Annotated in this window: 13 protein-coding genes; 7 read left to right on the top strand and 6 right to left on the bottom strand. The window is 52.9% G+C overall.

Features of this window, described 5'->3' with window-relative positions; all coding sequences use genetic code 11:
- Positions 1-25: 25 nt before the first annotated feature.
- Positions 26-346, bottom strand: a complete 321-nt coding sequence (locus tag ACIPUG_RS17535; RefSeq protein WP_400339471.1) for a DUF2569 family protein — start codon at positions 344-346, stop codon at positions 26-28.
- 97 nt (positions 347-443) lie between these two features.
- Entirely contained in the window at positions 444-1,193 is a 750-nt protein-coding gene (locus ACIPUG_RS17540; protein ID WP_014914332.1) for an AAA family ATPase, read from the bottom strand.
- Positions 1,194-1,474: 281 nt separating this feature from the next.
- Here ACIPUG_RS17540 and ACIPUG_RS17545 point away from each other — a divergent pair, with 281 nt between their 5' ends.
- The gene (locus tag ACIPUG_RS17545) at positions 1,475-2,821 is read left to right on the top strand and encodes an MFS transporter (RefSeq protein ID WP_039516662.1); all 1,347 of its coding nucleotides are present in this window, start codon (positions 1,475-1,477) and stop codon (positions 2,819-2,821) included.
- Positions 2,814-4,163, top strand: a complete 1,350-nt coding sequence (locus ACIPUG_RS17550) for an enolase C-terminal domain-like protein (protein WP_039283813.1) — start codon at positions 2,814-2,816, stop codon at positions 4,161-4,163. The genes ACIPUG_RS17545 and ACIPUG_RS17550 overlap by 8 nt, the downstream gene beginning before the upstream one ends.
- Before the next feature lie 87 nt (positions 4,164-4,250).
- On the opposite strand, the gene fhuE is transcribed toward ACIPUG_RS17550, so the two are convergent.
- The 3 genes from fhuE to ACIPUG_RS17565 form a co-directional block, all read right to left on the bottom strand.
- Positions 4,251-6,464, bottom strand: a complete 2,214-nt coding sequence (gene fhuE / locus ACIPUG_RS17555) for a ferric-rhodotorulic acid/ferric-coprogen receptor FhuE (RefSeq protein ID WP_400339473.1) — start codon at positions 6,462-6,464, stop codon at positions 4,251-4,253.
- 208 nt (positions 6,465-6,672) lie between these two features.
- A complete protein-coding gene (locus ACIPUG_RS17560) occupies positions 6,673-7,695 on the bottom strand; it encodes an AEC family transporter (protein WP_400339476.1) in 1,023 nt (340 codons plus the stop codon).
- Between the two features lie 50 nt (positions 7,696-7,745).
- Positions 7,746-8,639, bottom strand: a complete 894-nt coding sequence (locus ACIPUG_RS17565; protein WP_400339479.1) for a LysR family transcriptional regulator — start codon at positions 8,637-8,639, stop codon at positions 7,746-7,748.
- 630 nt (positions 8,640-9,269) lie between these two features.
- Here ACIPUG_RS17565 and ACIPUG_RS17570 point away from each other — a divergent pair.
- From ACIPUG_RS17570 to ACIPUG_RS17580, 3 genes are all read left to right on the top strand, one after another.
- Positions 9,270-9,959, top strand: coding sequence for a PAS and helix-turn-helix domain-containing protein (locus tag ACIPUG_RS17570; RefSeq protein ID WP_039461896.1), 690 nt, complete (start codon positions 9,270-9,272; stop codon positions 9,957-9,959).
- Positions 9,960-9,973: 14 nt separating this feature from the next.
- The gene (locus tag ACIPUG_RS17575; RefSeq protein WP_400339482.1) at positions 9,974-11,290 is read left to right on the top strand and encodes a purine-cytosine permease family protein; all 1,317 of its coding nucleotides are present in this window, start codon (positions 9,974-9,976) and stop codon (positions 11,288-11,290) included.
- A gap of 184 nt (positions 11,291-11,474) precedes the next feature.
- Positions 11,475-13,340: an Svx/AvrXca family virulence/avirulence protein gene (locus ACIPUG_RS17580; protein ID WP_039461905.1), complete on the top strand. Its 1,866-nt coding sequence runs from the start codon at positions 11,475-11,477 to the stop codon at positions 13,338-13,340.
- Positions 13,341-13,444: 104 nt separating this feature from the next.
- Here the strand turns inward: ACIPUG_RS17580 and azuC are convergent, their stop codons facing one another.
- Complete coding sequence (gene azuC, locus ACIPUG_RS17585; protein WP_085996941.1) at positions 13,445-13,531, bottom strand: stress response protein AzuC; 87 nt, start codon at positions 13,529-13,531, stop codon at positions 13,445-13,447.
- Positions 13,532-13,924: 393 nt separating this feature from the next.
- On the opposite strand from azuC, the gene ACIPUG_RS17590 reads away from it, so the two are divergent.
- Positions 13,925-15,118 carry a multidrug efflux MFS transporter gene (locus tag ACIPUG_RS17590; RefSeq protein ID WP_039312555.1) on the top strand — a complete coding sequence of 398 codons (1,194 nt, stop codon included), beginning with the start codon at positions 13,925-13,927 and terminating at the stop codon, positions 15,116-15,118.
- Between the two features lie 141 nt (positions 15,119-15,259).
- The gene (locus ACIPUG_RS17595; protein ID WP_400339485.1) at positions 15,260-16,621 is read left to right on the top strand and encodes an esterase-like activity of phytase family protein; all 1,362 of its coding nucleotides are present in this window, start codon (positions 15,260-15,262) and stop codon (positions 16,619-16,621) included.
- The last annotated feature ends 29 nt before the right edge of the window (positions 16,622-16,650 follow it).

The following is a 16,650-nucleotide window of genomic DNA, read 5'->3' on the forward strand; positions in this document are numbered from 1 at the left end:
CGTTTCATGGCAACGTCCCCCTTGATTAAGGATAGCGTTGCATCGACCCATTGAACTCACAGCGCCGGAAGAACGTTAGCGCAGTGAAAATCGATATGCCTAGTGAAACAATTAAACAAGACACAGCGAATAAACTGTAATAACTAATAAATCCAGTGTTTTTGAAATTCGTCAGCACTACACTAATAAGCTCATACAGCGAGAACGGCGTCATAATGACAGAGAGAATAATCCCCAGCGCCGGGAGATAGAGAATACCGTTAATCTTCTGTTGTTCTTTTTCTTCACACGCTGAACACAGGCCGGACTCTTTACACGCATCGTTATCGCAATTTAGGCACTTCATTTCTTAAATCCCTGTAAGTCGATTCCAAAAGAAAAAGACAGTTCCCCGTCTTGATATCACACTTAATTGTCGCTTATCCCCGAAGTGATGTTAACCCCTATTCCGCCATCAGTTCACGCAGCATGCGCTCAGGGTTATTCAGGAAGGCACGCGTGATCTGGTAGTGCTCCGTGTCCTCATACGCGACCTGCTGTATGCCGTCTTCACCGAACTGAAAGATAGTCGCGTCGGGATACGCCATCAGAATCGGAGAGTGGGTCGCGATAACAAACTGCGATCCTTCACGGATGAGATCGTGCATGCGGGCGATCGCACTTAATTGCCTGCTGGGCGACAGCGCCGCTTCCGGTTCGTCGAGCAGATAAATCCCCTCTTTACCAAAACGATTGAGCAACAGCGCCATAAAGGATTCGCCGTGGGATTGCTCATGCAGCGAATGGCCGCCATAGGAGTCAATCACCGGCGGATCAAAACCAGGTTCGCTATCCAGCCGTTCAATCTCCGTCGCAACATTGAAGAAGCTCTCCGCGCGTAGGAAGAAACCGTTTTTAGGCTTCTTGATGCCTTTCGCCACCCGCAGGAAATTCGACAGTCTGGAGTGCGAGGTACGCGTACCGAAGTTGAAATTGCGGGTGCCGCCTTCCGGGTTGAACCCCATCGAAACGGCAATGGCTTCCAACAGCGTGGATTTTCCCGCACCATTTTCGCCGATAAAAAAAGTGACTTTCGGGTGCAGTTCCAGTTTATCCAGCGAGCGAATCGACGGAATAGAAAACGGATAGGCCTCGAATGAATCCACCTTTTCGTGAACCAGTGCGACTCTGCTGATGTATTGCGTTGAGATCATTCTCTGTCTTCCTGACGGGTAATGATGGTGAGTGAATAGCGTGTTTTTTCCATTACCTTAGCAAACGAATAAAAAGCGTCAATGCCTGATACGCCTCCCCCGTCAGGCTGTGACCGCCGTCGCAGACGTGATATTTCCTCACTTTTTCCTAATCGCGCTGGCCGCCTTCATTTTCGCCGCCACTGTGGAGTAGCCCAACGCATGCTGGGCATCTGCACATGGTTATTCCTTTCACTCATTTTCTATAACACTTTCGTAACCTACCTACGCGAGGTGTAAAAATGACAACGACAATAACCGAATCATCTAACCACACCAGAGAGGCGTATCTCGCCTCAGCCATTGCCAAATTCTTTAAGCGTATTATCCCGATGCTGGCCATTATGTTGATTATTAATCAGATAGATAGGTCAAATATCGGATTTATAAAAGCAGAACTCCAGACCGATGCCGGTATCAGCGCGGCGGCATTTGGCCTTGGCGCAGGGCTTTTCTTTATCGGCTATGCGCTGTTTGAAGTCCCCAGCAACCTGATGATGAAGAAATTCGGGGCGCGGGTGTGGCTGACACGCATCATGATTACCTGGGGAGCCGTCGTGGTCGCGACAGGCTTTGTCACTAGCCCGATGCAGTTTTATGTCCTGCGTTTTTTGCTTGGCGTAGCCGAAGCGGGCTTCTTCCCCGGCGTGCTGTATTACTTCCGGCTCTGGGTGCCTAACGCCTGGCGTGGTCGTGCAACAGCGCTGATCCTCAGTGCCAGCGCGGGGGCATTTCTCTTCTCCGGCCCAATTACGGGAGCCATTCTGATGATGCACGATTTCCTCGGCATCGCAGGCTGGAAATGGGTGATGTTTTTAGAAGGCGCGGGGTCGATTCTGGTCGGGATTCTGGCAGCATTTGTGCTGGTATCCAGCCCTGATAAAGCCCGCTGGCTCAGCGCAGAAGAGAAGCAGGCGCTCGGGCAACAGCTACAGCAGGAAGAAATAGAGCGCGATGCACAGCAGGAAAACACCGGAAAACTGCGCTTACTAACGGACCGCAGAACACTGTTCTACTGTGCCATCTTCTTTACCATGACAATGACGGGCTACACGCTAGTGTTCTGGCTCCCGCAGATTATCCAACGCATTCAGGGATTCAGCAGTTTCGGTATCGGGCTGCTCACCGCTATACCCTGGCTGTGCGCCATCATCGCCATCAATCTGGTTGGTAAATTCAGTGACAAACATCGCCAGCACTTACCTAAAGCCCTGGGCGTCGCCATGCTGATTGCGGCCTGCGGCACGTTTATGGCGACGATCGGATCGCCGTGGTTCGGCTTCTTCGCCATGATCGTTGCCTGCATTGGATCAAAGGTCAGCGCCACCTTCTTCTGGCCGATGCCGCAGGGCAACCTGCCTGCCTCCATCGTCGCACCGGGGATCGCCTTGATCAACTCCATCGGCAACCTCGGGGGCTTCGTCGCGCCTACCGTCTTTGGCTATCTGGAATTAAAAACCGGCAGCACAACGGGCGGGCTCTATTCCCTGACTGCGGTTTCCGTCGTGACCGGTCTGTTCTTATTGCTGCGTAACACACATACCACGCCGCCCAGTTCATTCAAACCTATGGAGCATCGAAATGTCTGACAGCCCTATCATTAAAAAAATGGAGGTCATTCCGGTCGCCGGATATGACAGCATGCTTTTGAATATTGGCGGTGCGCACAACTGCTACTTCACCCGCATTCTGGTGACGCTGACAGACAGCGCGGGCCATACCGGCGTAGGAGAATGCCCCTGCCATTCCAGCACGCTCGCGGTGCTCAACGATTTTATTCCGCAGGTGGAGGGAACCTCATTACTCAAGTTGAACACGACGCTGAGCACGTTGTTTAAAAGTGATAAGCGCAACCTGAGTAGCGGGCAGAGCGATAACACCGCCATTCACATTCCACAGATGAACCCGGAGAAATTTTATAACGCGGTAGCCGCGACGGAAGCCGCCCTACTGGATCTGACCGGACAGTTCTTAAACCTTCAGGTCGCGGAACTGCTGGCCAGCGGTAAGCAGCGCGAGTCGATTCCGATTCTCGGATACCTCTTTTACATCGCCGACCGCACGAAAACCGACATGAATTACTTACCCGGCGAAACCGGAAAACATGACTGGTTTTATCTGCGCCATCAGGCAGCTATGGACAGCGACGGCGTGATCCGTCTGGCGGAAGCCGCCAGCGATCTCTACGGCTTTAACGATTTCAAACTCAAGGGCGGCGTGCATCATGGCGAAAAAGAGGTCGAGACGGTAAAAGCGCTGCTGCGTCACTTCCCCGGCTCGCGGGTTACCGTAGATCCCAACGCCAGCTGGTCTCTGGATGAATCGATACGTTTGGGGCGGGAGCTACAGGGGCAAATACCGTATCTGGAAGACCCGTGCGGCGCGGAGAACGGCTATTCCGGCCGGGAAACCCTCGCCGAATTCCGACGCGCCACCAATATTCCCGTGGCAACCAATATGATCGCTAACGACTGGCGTCAGCTTAACCACGCGCTCCAGTTGAACGCTATCGATATTCCGCTGGCCGACCCGCACTTCTGGACCATGCGCCATGCCAACACCGTGGCGCAGCTGTGCCAGGAATGGGGATTGATTACGGGCTGCCATTCCAACAACCATTTCGATATCTCGCTCGCCATGGTCGCGCATCTGGGTGCGGCCGCACCGGGCGAACGCATCACGCCGTTTGATACCCACTGGATATGGCAGGATGGACAGCAGCTCACGCATGAAGCCCCGCGAATTGAAAAAGGCCATTTGCACTTGCCGGAAGGGCCGGGATTAGGGATTACGCTGAACAGGAAACGGGTGGAGGAGGCGCACCGGCTTTATCAATCACTACCGGATAAAAACCGTAACGACGCGCTCGGTATGCAGTTTTTAATCCCCAACTGGTCGTTTAACGCCAAACGGCCATCGCTGGTTCGTTGATGACATCCCCCGCCGATGTTGTCGGCGGGGGATGATGTTTTACTTAAGATTTAGACAACATTATCGATCATCAGAAAGCGCCGATCGTCAAAAAGCATAGTTGACGGTCATTGAGACGCTACGCGGCGTGCCATACACGGCATAAGGCGCAAGATAGTCGCTATACTCTTTATCAAACAGGTTGTTGACATTCGCCTGTACCGCCAACTGTTTGGTCACCTGATAGCGGCCAAACAGATTAACCAGCGCGTAGCTGCCCTGCTCGGCGCGCAGCGTGGTGTTTTGCGGGCCAGAGCCTTCCTGCCAGATACCATTTTGCCAGTTCACGCCGCCGCCAACGGTCAAATCCGGCAGCGTTGGCAACTGGTAGCGGGTAAACAGCTTGAACGACGTGCGCGGCTGATCTGGATTGACCGACTTACCGTCCTGATCGTCAACGACATAGCGCGTACCGCCAAACGTCATTTGCAGGTTATCCGTCACCGCGCCGTTCACTTCAAATTCGATCCCTTTGCTAACGACACCATCAACTGAACGATAGGCAAATTCTCCACCACCACCCGGAATTGCGATTCCCGTTGATTGCCCTACGTTATCCTGTTCAATGCGGAAAACGGATACCGATGCCGTCAGGCGGCTGTTATACCAGTCCCCTTTAACACCGGTTTCGTAGTTTTTACCTGTCGTCGGAGACAGATATTTTTTATTAATATCTTTCTGCGTTTGCGGCTGGAAGATATCGGTATAGCTGGCATACGCCGACCAGGTATCATTGATGTCATACACCAGACCCACATAAGGCGTGACGCGATTATTGCTGGTATCCCCCGTCGAACCGATAATGCTCCAGTCGGTATAGCGCGCCCCCGCAATCAGATGCAGCGGATCGGCTAAAGAGAAACGCGCTGAGGTATAGAGCGATTTTTGGCGCGTGGTTGAGTGCTCATAGTCCGCCCAAGGGCCCCAGGCTGGATCGGCAATGTTGCCATTCCAGTTATAGTAATTACCCATGTCTGCCGAGCTGATCGTGGATTGCGTGTTATAGAACTGACTGCGTTGTCGATTGTAGCTGCCGCCTAACACCAGCTCATGCTGGCGCCCCAGTAGCTCGAACGGGCCAGAGGCGTAAGTGTCAATCGCATCAACCTTACGGGTTCCTTTATTCCAGCCACCGTAAGCACCGACATTATTACCATACGGATCAACAAGTAGCCCGGTATCTTTATCTGGGACACCATTGGCATACATCAGCTTGGAATCGAAGTTGGTTTCACCATGCGTCCCGTTCATCCGCACCTGCCAGCCGTTATCAAAACGTTGGGTCAGATCGGCAAAGACTTTTCTCGATGTTTTATCGGAGTAGCTCCAGTTCGGTGCGGAGTTAAAACTACGACTGAAATGTGTACGGCTACCGTCAGTGAACCACGTCGGCAATCCGCCCCACGTTGGGCTATCGGTATTGGCTTCCTGATAATCATAACCAAGCGACAACGTGGTGGAATCTGTGACATCAGCATCGATCACGCCGTAGAGGAATTTTTTGCGATTATGATAACGATCGAGCCAGGTGTCGTTATCCTGATAGCCCGCAATGACGCGTCCACGCACATTACCGGACTCCGTCAGCGGCGCAGACAGATCGGCCACCATCCGTTGTTTATCCCACGAGCCGTAGCTGCCGGATACTGCGCCTTTGAACTCGCGGCTGTCCGCATGCTTACGCACCATGTTTACCGCGGCAGAAGGGTTACCCGTTCCGGTCATCAACCCGGTCGCCCCGCGCACTACTTCGATACGATCGTAGATCGCCGTGTCTGAGCCTGAATCACCAAAATCCCAGATTTCGTTAACGACCGTCGGAATACCGTCGAACAGGTAGTTAGTGATACGAAAACCACGAGCGAAATACGTCACACGTTCGGAGTCGATAATTTTAGAGGACACACCGGTCGTGTTCGCCATGACCTCGCCAATCGTTTGCAGGCCCTGATCTTCGATACGCTGCTGGCTGATAACACTCACCGACTGCGGGATATCACGCGGCGTCAGCGTCATCTTCGTTCCCGCGTTAGTGACTTTCACGCTGTAATCCTGCGGGTCGCTGGCCTCGGCGTTAGCATTGGCGTTCGCACTGACAACGAGCGTATCGCCTGAAGCGGGATTTTCTTCAGCAACGGCCTGAGCAGGCAGGAAAGAGGCTGAAATCAACAGGGCAAGAAGAGAGACTCCGAATGGTTTTACTCCGGCCAGCGAAGAATCACAAACGCGCGTTTTTCCGGCGCGAGTAACTCTAAAAGACATGGTATATCCTCGGTTAACTGATGGTGATTTTGGCGAGATGCTGAGGCGTTTCTTGTCAACATTTGCACAGAAAGGTAAATGATAACTATACGCATTATTATTGTCATTTCAACGTAAGGATTAATTTACTTAAAATACAAATAGATAGAAAAGAACAAATCACCATGCCGTTAACAAGGCATTGTTACAAAAAGAACATACGAGGAATTTATAACAGTCCGCTCAGCCCAAGGACGGCAAGCGGCAGCGCGACGCCTGCTACCAGTGTTTGAACCGCAATGATGCCCGCCATCAACGGTGCATCACCACCCAACTGACGAGCCATGATGTAAGACGACGATGCCGTCGGCAGCGCCTGAAACAGCAGTGCGGCAATCGCGACTGAGCCAGACAGACCAAAGAGGTGACAGGCAGCAATCGTCACCAGCGGCATCGCAACAAATTTCGCGCATGATGCCATCACAACAGGCCGCAGCCAGCTACGCGCGGCAGAGAAATCCAGCGCTGCGCCCACGCACAGCAGCCCCAGCGGCAGCGACGCCTGTCCCAATGATTTCATTACCGGCTCAATCCCCGGCGGCAAACCTAATCCGGTAATCTGCAAAGTAATACCAATAGCGCAGGCCACCACCAACGGATTCAGCGCCAGCAGTCGCACGATATTCTTGAATGACGGCGTCCCGGCATTGCCGTAGCGGGCAAAGATCAAGACACAGAGAATATTGACCGTCGGCACAATCGCCGCGTTCGCGACGGCCGCGAGCGCGACGCCGTGTGCGCCAAACAGCCCAGCGGCGGCAGACACGCCAACGTAGTTATTAAAACGGACGCCGCCCTGAAATACCGAGGTGAACGCCGCATCATCAACGGGCAATAAGCGGCGTACTGCGAGCAACCCGACAGAGACAGCCAACGTTGAACACACCAGCGTCAGGATCATTGCCGCGACCGGCACGCCATCCAGACGCGCCGTCGCCAGCCCATGCAGAAATAGTGCGGGAAGTAGAATGTAATAACCCAGCCTTTCAGCCTGTGGCCAAAATGTCGCAGCCAAAAAAGATCGCTGGCGTAACCACGATCCCAGCACGATCAGTAGCGCGATAGGCAACAGCGCCAGCAGGAGCGAGACGATCATAATCTGACACGCCACGGCGCAGAAGGTGAAAGCGGGAAGGTTTGCGGGTTGGACACCATGGTTCAGTTCCTGAATTGAAGAAACTGGCACTACCATAGCGGGACTTCTGATGAGAAAAAAACGAGATTAACTCGACGTTAGCTCAATTATTTATCATGAATGGCATCGTCACTAGTCTGCGTTCGGATCGCTTCCGCCAGCGCCGCAGCGAGGCGCGCTGCCGGACGATCTTCACGCTCCAGCAGCACAACGCGCCGCTGCTGTTGAGGCTCGCCAAAGGGGATACATACCAGATTATCCAAACGACTCATCTCCCGTTCAGACAGCGGAATCACCGCCACGCCAAGCCCGCTGATGACCATCTGCATAATCGCGTCCTGACTGTCCAGCTCCATATCAGTTTGCACCCGCAGCCGCTGGCGACGCAGCTCGCGATCGATGGTTCGCCCAGCCCAGGCGCGACGATCGAAACGGATGAAAGGATGATCTTGCAGAAGCTGTCTGGCATCCAGAGACGCCAGCGTCGGTGGCGCAATAATCCAGAATCCTTCCTGATAGAGCGGCGTACTCACCAAGCCGGTTGGGTAAGGTTTTACCGGCTCGGTAGTCACGGCGCCATCCAGTTCACCAGCATCAATGCGAATTGCCAGCTCTGCCGACATCCCCGAATTCACCAGAACACGCAGGCGTGGATGAGCACGACGCAATGCGGCCAGCGCGGCGGGCAAAACACCAGCCAGCGCAGTCTGGATCGCGCCAATTCGCAGGCGTCCGGCCAACTCCCCGCCCTCGCCTAACTCGGCAGCAATACCGTCATACTGCGCAAGAATGTCCCGCGCCTGCTCCACCGCGCGATGTCCGGCTTCCGTGAGTACCGGAATGCGGCGTGAGCGATCGAAAAGCGACACCTTGAAGTCTTCTTCCAGGCTGCGGACATGCAGGCTGACGGCAGATTGCGTCAGACACACGGCTTCAGCCGCGCGGGCAAACGATCCATACTGAGCAATCGCGACTAACGTGCGTAAGGCTTTTAACGACATGCAACCCGCTCCCCGGCCTCTATATGTGAATAGAAAAAATGAATAGCAAAACGTGAATGCCAACATGGCGCGCTAGCGAGCAGTCCGTCAGAACAACGTCATAAGAGACTGGAGCCATGCCATGATAGGCAGTAACAATGTCGCCTTTTTGCATAGGTTGCAACATACGTAGGCAGAGGGGATGAACGGGAGAAGGATGCCAGCGAAACGGTAAGGCATTTCGCTGGCATAAACCGGGCGAGACTCTGCATCTTGATGTGGACACAGAGGAATTAACGATATAAAAATGCTGAAGAGTCAGTGAGTAACGTGTAAATAATGTATTTTTTATTTTTTGATGTAAGACCAAATACCATCCCTTACAGGATTCGGTATTATTTCCCTGGTGCGGCGAATATTGGCTTAATTTTGTGACGCTATCGACATATAATTAGCGTAAAACGTCGTGGCGCAAAATTATAGCACAAGAATAGAAAGCCATAAAAGGTAAAAATCACCCTTGCCTGACAAAAATAATCATGATAGGAAATCGCTCGAAATTTAATAAATTAGCAAGATAATAATGATCGACAGACTATTAACCAAAGATAAATATTAATATTTATTTAATACACCCTCAAGGAGGGCGGAATGTCACCATCAGCGGAACACATGACTGACTACATTCATAATTTGATTACGATGATCGAGTCCTTAAGCGAGCCATGGGGTATTAAGGATTTATCATCACGGCATATTTACATGAACAAAGCAGCCTATTTTTATACAAGCACACCGGAAAGATTTGATATCGAGGGGCGCTTTGATGATGAATTCCCTGCCAGCTGGGCAGAACTCTCCGATGATTTAAAAGAACACGACAGACTGACAGAGAATAGTGAGAAACGGGTGACAGTGATCGAAACACATTACTGGTATGGCAAAAAAACACTCACTCCTTGTGTTAGCGAGAAGATTCCTATTTTTGATAGAAACAAGATCTGTATTGGAACCATGTGGAGTGCCAGACAGTTAGATTCGCGCTCTCCCTTGATCTATATCAATCAGCAAAAACCCACCGTATTACACACGGAAATCGCTACCGATGTTTTTACACCGGCAGAACTCGACATTATATTTCTGCTATTGCAGCGTTTTTCAAATAAGGAAATTGCCCGAAAAATGAATGTCTCGCCGAAAACAATAGAGAACAGAGTCTATAACATGTACCAAAAAACCGACACGCACTCTCTACCTCAGTTTGAAGCATTTTGCCGGAACCTTGGTGTAGACGGTTATATTCCCCGTTCACTCATCACGAAAGGCATTCAATTTATATAAGCACATATATCCCTATGGAAAAAATAGATGACTACCCGGTCAGCCGCGTTCCGCTGAGTGTCCGGCTGCCTTTTTTCAATGTGGCATTAGTGCACATCGGCATGTTAACCGCGCTAGACCAATTTATGTTAGGCGCGGTACTCGGCCATTCCATGACGTTAGGCCAGGCATTTCTCGCCATCTTTATTGGCAGCGCCATTTTTGGCGTAGTGACCGTGGGACTGGGCTATGCGGGAATGAAAGAAGGGATGTCAGGCAGCCTGCTCGCACGCTGGTGCGGCTTTGGCCGTATTGGTTCCGTCCTGATTGGGCTGGTGATCGCCATTAGCCTCATTGGCTGGTTCGGCGTCCAGAATGCCGTATTCGCCAAAGCGCTTAACTTTGCGATGGCGGATAAGCTCGGCTTTGGCTGGTCTGCTGCGCTGTCCGGCATGGCGCTGACGCTACTGGTTGCCTTTGGTTTCAGGGCGTTGCGCTTCACGGCCAAAATTGCTGTGCCGATGTTTGTTATCGTCGTCGGCTATATTTCGATCATGGCGCTCTCGGGCCACAACATTGCTGAACTGATCGCTTCTGCACCTAATGGTGAGGCCATTTCCATTAGCGCTGGCGCAACAATGGTTGTGGGCGGCTGTATCGTCGCCAGTTTGATTACTCCCGATATGACGCGCTATTCCCAAAAAGGGAAACACGTTTTCTGGATGACGATGCTGTCGATTATCGTCGGGGAGTTTATCGTAAACGGCCTCGCCATCATTATTGCCCGCGCGCTCAATACCGCAGACGTTGTGACGATCATGTCTCAGGCAACTGGCGGCATCGGGCTGATTGCCGTGATATTTTCGACACTGCGTGTGAACGATATCAACCTTTATTCCTCCTCTTTGGGAATCGCCAATGCAATAGAGGGCGTCACGGGGAAGAAACTACGCTATGTCTCGATCACGCTGGTAATTGGACTCATCGGCACACTGCTTTCCGTTGCCGGTATTCTTGAACGCTTTATCGATTTCCTGACGCTATTAGGCGTACTGTTCCCACCGATTATTGGGGTGATGCTGGTTGATTATTATATTTTGCGCACCCACAAAGTATTGCTCGAAACCAGTCGTGCCGAAGGCCTATTACCCGACAGTGCGCAAACGCCGCTGATTGGCTGGCCTGCTATTATTGCCAGCATTGCCGGTGCTATCGTCGGATTAGCCTTTGAGTGGGGCGTGCCCGCATTTAATTCGCTACTGGCCGCCAGCCTGCTTTATTGGTTAATAAAGCATTACACCAATAACCATATTTATTTTAGGAAACTCGGACATAACCAAAATTTAAAATGAAATAGGTAACAAGATAAATTTAATCTATAATCCAGTCGGCCTCTTCTTACAGAGGCCGATATGTTTTTTACTTAAGCAAAATAGGCCATGATGGCCTTGGGATGGGGTCTTATATATCAACGAGGAATTCTCTCTCGTGAAATAATAAGGCTGATTAGCAATAGTCATGCTAGGAAAAGGATTTATGCCAAAAATAAAAACACTTCTCACGCCGCTAAACTGTCTACTCGTTTTAAGTGGCGCATTGATGGTCAATACGGCAAACGCCGCTGAGGCTTGTGTCGCGGGCAACTGGCAGGTGGATAATTCCATCACCGATATGCCTTCCGTGAAATACCAGACTGAGCACTTTGCCTTCCGCTGGAATAATAACGACGTTAACCGTAATGATGCGGTTGCCGCAGGGCAGAAGCTGGAACAAATTTGGGATAAGTTTATTAAACAAATTGAGTTCCCCGAGCCTTATTGCAAACAGACCGTGAAATATAAAGCCAATATTCACATCGACCCGACCTTTGGGCTCAGCGGAGGTATTGCGGGCGGTGGCAGCATGGGGATGTGGATTGGCCCAGCGTCACTCAAGGATAACTGGGGGCTGGCGCACGAATTTACCCATGCACTGCAAGGGCAAACCGGCGGCTTCCAGAGTTCAGGCGATAACTACGTTGGCTGGATTTGGGAATCCCACGCGAACTGGATGACGCACCAGATGGATGAATTCCGCGGTACGTCGGCACACTGTTCGGAAATGCAGGTCAACTACTCGCATATTTATCTGGGTTCAACGCGTAACCGTTACTGCAACTGGCAGTTTATGGAATACCTGAAGAATCGCTTTGGCTATGGCGCCATCAACGATATGTGGGCAAAAGCGCCGAAATGGGGCGAAAGCGGCCAGTCTACCGCCGATCCGCTGTCCGTTTTGCGTACCAACATGGGCTGGAGCCAGTCTGAATTCAACGACGTCTTCGGCGACTGGGCGATGCACAACGTCAACTGGGATTACGTCGATCCAGACGGTTTCGATCGTGGCCGTTTCTATCGTTCAACCTACGGCGGCTATGGTGCGGTACAACCCAACCAGAATAACGCCGACCGTTTGCTGAGAACCACGACGCTTGAGCCGGTTGTTGGTGCCAGCGCCAGCCTCCGTCGCTTCTCCGTACCATTCGATCAGGCTCCGCAGCAGTTGGGCTACAACATCGTCCGGCTGATCCCGGAAAGTGGCGCGACGAAAATCACCGTCAAATTCCGTGGCATGGTGCAGAGTAAATCGGCCATTACCCGCTTCCCTGGGCTGAAAAACGATCCGGCCACCATGCCGCAGCCTAATTCCGACTGGCGCTGGGGGATTGTCGCTGTCGGTTCGGACGGCGTTTCTCGCTACAGTGAATTGCAGCGCGGCGCGTCTGCCACGGTGAAAAACTTCACGATTCGTCAGGACGATCGCGGCATTTACATGGTAGTCATGGGCACGCCGTCGCAAATGCAGAAGATCAAGTGGGATCAGGCTTATTATTCCCTTTACCGCTATCCGTGGATGGCTGATTTCACCGGCGTCTGGCCGGAAGGCAGCCAGCCTGGCGCACCGAACCCAACCGCTAACGGTTCTCGTCACGCCAACGGCGGCGGCTGGGTATCCAACGCAGCCAATGTCGCCCCTACCGCGTACGTCGGGCCTTACGCTCGCGTCATCGGCGGGACGGTGAGGGATAACGCCAGAATTGAAGATCGTGCGACGATTCTGAGCGGAACGGTGGAAGGACGCGCCGTTGTAGGCGGCCTGACGGTGCTACAGGGCAATACCGTGGTACGCGATAACGCGCGGCTGCATACGGTCTTCATGGGGCCGGGAGCGTTTGAGCGCGGCATTGTGCTGTCAGGCAATGCGCAGATGCGTGGAGATGCGGAAATTCGCGGAACTTCTGCGTCGCAGGGCGTGTTCTATGGCTTTATTGATGAAAATGAAGTCAGAAGCAGCGCAGCCGGTGCTTACCTGACCGAAGCCGTGCCAGAAGTGACGGCCGTTCCGGTCTACAGCACGAAGTAATCTCACCACAAAAAAGGGATCCGAGAACCACGTTACGTTGATTCTCGGATCCCCATAAATACACAGGCCGCCATGATGGCGGCCTGTTTGCATAGCACAGACTCTTAGAACAGTGCGCCGGGCGGCACGTCTTTATAAGTATTCAGGTAAGCCGCCAGCATTTTTTTAAAGAAGTTACGCACTTTTTTCACCTTGGTTTGACTTAATTCGTTATTTTAATGACGCGATGGAATGACTTTTTAGCGATGACTTGTCTTAATGGCAGTGCCCCGCTTTATGGTGATGAATTGTACACCCTTGTTGAGTAAAAGCACATTTTTTTGTGACGCAAGTCACACAATAAAATTCATCTGCCCCCTCCCCCAATCCACCCTATACCCACGCTGATTTTCTTTTGTTGCGAAGCATTACCATCAGTGACCAATACGCCGCTGGCTATGCTATGCTCATGATGAAAGACGAAATTTTAGTCACTGTCCGTTATCAATTGAGCGCCATTCACTGTCGGTTAGCACACTTTTTCGCGCACAGTCACCACGGTTTCGCCATTGGTTATTCGCTGATGAAGGCCCGTTCCGACCCCCATGGAAACCTGGAAACTTAACCTCTTCTCTGCCTGGCTGGGATGTTTTTTCACCGGGCTGGCCATGAGCCAGATATTACCCTTCTTGCCGCTGTACATTGAGCAGCTTGGCGTTCACTCGCACGAGTCGCTAAGCCTGTGGTCCGGTTTGATCTTCAGTTCGTCTTTCCTCGTCTCAGCCGCCGTTGCGCCACTGTGGGGAAGCCTCGCCGACCGTAAAGGACGAAAGCTCATGCTGCTGCGCGCCGCACTCGGCATGGCGATCGTGATGTCGTTGCAAGGGTTGGCAACCAACGTATGGCACCTGTTCATCCTGCGCACGCTCATGGGGCTGACCTCTGGGTACATTCCCAATGCGATGGCGCTGATTGCCTCACAGGTTCCGCGTGAAAAAAGCGGCTGGGCGCTGGGCATGCTATCGACCGGACAGATCGCAGGCGTCATTCTCGGCCCCCTATTCGGCGGCTTTATGGCCGACTACATCGGGCTGCGCATCGTCTTTTTCATCACCGGTGGCATGCTGTTTACCAGCTTCCTGATTACGCTTTTCGCGATTAAAGAGAGCGTGGTTAAAGTCACCAAAGAGAATCGGCTCAGCGGAAAAGCCGTCTTCGCGTCGCTGCCGTATCCGGCGCTCATCATCTGTCTGTTCATTACGACAATGATGATCCAGATGGCGAACGGCTCCATCAGCCCCATCCTGACCCTGTTCATCCGCGATCTGGCTCCCGGCACCGACAATATTGCCTTTATCAGCGGCGTGATTGCCGCGATTCCCGGCGTGTCCGCCCTGCTATCCGCCCCGCGACTTGGCCGTTTAGGCGACCGGATCGGCGCACATCGCGTCCTGATCGCCGCATTGGCGATCAGCGTACTGCTGTTCCTCGTCATGGCGATGGTACAAAGCCCTACACAGCTCGGCATCCTGCGCTTTCTGCTGGGCTTTGCCGACGGCGCACTGATGCCAACCGTGCAGGCGCTGTTGGTCAAATACAGCAGCCAGCAAGTGACAGGGCGCATCTTCGGCTATAACCAGTCATTCATGTATCTGGGCAACGTACTGGGGCCGCTGGTGGGTTCCGGCGTGTCCGCCCTGATGGGCTTCCGCTGGGTTTTCGTCATCACCGCCGTTCTGGTGCTGTGCAATACGCTACAACTCTTTTTCGCTTTCAGGAAACCACGCGGAAAGGGATAACGATCCGGCCAGCGACGGATATTTCGTGAAAACTGCATGCTTCATTGCAAAATGAAGCATGCGGTCACAAAACTGACATGACGATTCCCTATGCTCCGACAATACTTCTGTCAAATCGCCCCATATCAAAGAGCTAATCCCATGAAACACACGTTGTTAGCACTGCTGGTTGCCGGATTTTTGCCGTTCAGCGTTCAGGCCGAAGGTGAGAAAGTGACGCGCTATGTCGTCACCTTCCCAGCCAGCGAACGCGTTGCGTATCAGGGCAAATTCGCCCAGAACTTCCCCAACGGTCTGCCTGTCGGTATTGGCTCCGGCCTCTATTTCACCGGTAAACAGGGCGACGATCTGATGTTCACCACCGTCACCGATCGCGGCCCGAATGCCGATGCACCGCTGGTCGGTGAGAAAGAAGCCAAGATCTTCGCCAGCCCTGATTACGCACCGCTGATGATGGATATTCGGGTCAGCGCAAAAGCCGCCGAGGCGATCAATCCGCGCCCGCTGCACGATGCCGAGGGCAATATCACCGGCCTGCCGCTGCCCGCGGATGTTATCGGTACCACCAACGAAGTGGCGCTGAACGATGCGCTGCAACCGCTCAGCACCAGCCAGCGCGGGCTGGACACCGAAGGGATTACGCCGGACGGCAAAGGCGGCTTCTGGCTGTGTGACGAATACGGTCCGTTCCTGATCCACGTTGATGCCAGCGGGAAGATCCTGCAAAAATTCGGGCCGACGCCTGCGGGCAGCGAGCATTCGGTCGCCAGCGGTTTACCAAATATCATCAAGTGGCGTCAGCCGAATCGAGGTTTTGAAGGGCTGACCCGCCTGCCGGACGGCACGATCGTCATGGCCGTGCAAAGCACGCTGGATATCGACGGCAAAAGCAAAAACAAAGCGCAGTTTACGCGTCTGGTGATGTTTAACCCGGAAACCAAAACCAGCCGCATGGTGGGCTACCCCATCAACATCGACAGCTATAAGAAAGCGAAGGATGCCAAGATTGGCGATATCGTCGCGCTGGATAATCAGCGTATTCTGCTGGTCGAGCAAGGTGCGGATAAAGACAAGCAAATGCAGAACCGCATCTATCTGGTCGATCTCAGCAAGGCAAGCGACCTGACACCGTTCGATGCTGACGGTAAATCGCCGGAGTTTGACGATCTCGCCCAGTTGGAAAAACGCGGCATTACGCTGGCGAGCAAGCAGGAGCTGGTGGATCTGCGTAAGCTCGGCTGGCAGCAGGAGAAAGTGGAAGGTCTGGCGCTGGTCGATAAGCAAAGGCTGGCCGTTATTAACGACAACGATTTTGGCCTGCAATCCGTGCTGCAATCCCCGGTGAAAGCGAAAGATAAGGCGGACGACTATCAGGTTACTGCCGATGGCAAACTGACGCGGGACGGCAAGGCGGTCGAGACGACGTTAGCCATCAAACCGTTGGAGAAGCCAGAAGCCGATAACGAACTGTGGGTGATCACCCTGCCACAGCCGATCAGGTAGTCTTCTGTGAAATGGCTTCCACCGGAGAC

This window comes from Pectobacterium sp. CHL-2024, assembly GCF_044751765.1.
GTDB lineage: Bacteria > Pseudomonadota > Gammaproteobacteria > Enterobacterales > Enterobacteriaceae > Pectobacterium > Pectobacterium brasiliense.

Bases quoted from the DNA above. Each gene is read 5' to 3' on its own strand.
- ACIPUG_RS17535 (WP_400339471.1), bottom strand. From the start codon at position 346: ATGAAGTGCCTAAATTGCGATAACGATGCGTGTAAAGAGTCCGGCCTG.
- ACIPUG_RS17540 (WP_014914332.1), bottom strand. From the start codon at position 1,193: ATGATCTCAACGCAATACATCAGCAGAGTCGCACTGGTTCACGAAAAG.
- ACIPUG_RS17545 (WP_039516662.1), top strand. From the start codon at position 1,475: ATGACAACGACAATAACCGAATCATCTAACCACACCAGAGAGGCGTAT.
- ACIPUG_RS17550 (WP_039283813.1), top strand. From the start codon at position 2,814: ATGTCTGACAGCCCTATCATTAAAAAAATGGAGGTCATTCCGGTCGCC.
- fhuE (WP_400339473.1), bottom strand. From the start codon at position 6,464: ATGTCTTTTAGAGTTACTCGCGCCGGAAAAACGCGCGTTTGTGATTCT.
- ACIPUG_RS17560 (WP_400339476.1), bottom strand. From the start codon at position 7,695: ATGGTAGTGCCAGTTTCTTCAATTCAGGAACTGAACCATGGTGTCCAA.
- ACIPUG_RS17565 (WP_400339479.1), bottom strand. From the start codon at position 8,639: ATGTCGTTAAAAGCCTTACGCACGTTAGTCGCGATTGCTCAGTATGGA.
- ACIPUG_RS17570 (WP_039461896.1), top strand. From the start codon at position 9,270: ATGTCACCATCAGCGGAACACATGACTGACTACATTCATAATTTGATT.
- ACIPUG_RS17575 (WP_400339482.1), top strand. From the start codon at position 9,974: ATGGAAAAAATAGATGACTACCCGGTCAGCCGCGTTCCGCTGAGTGTC.
- ACIPUG_RS17580 (WP_039461905.1), top strand. From the start codon at position 11,475: ATGCCAAAAATAAAAACACTTCTCACGCCGCTAAACTGTCTACTCGTT.
- ACIPUG_RS17590 (WP_039312555.1), top strand. From the start codon at position 13,925: ATGGAAACCTGGAAACTTAACCTCTTCTCTGCCTGGCTGGGATGTTTT.
- ACIPUG_RS17595 (WP_400339485.1), top strand. From the start codon at position 15,260: ATGAAACACACGTTGTTAGCACTGCTGGTTGCCGGATTTTTGCCGTTC.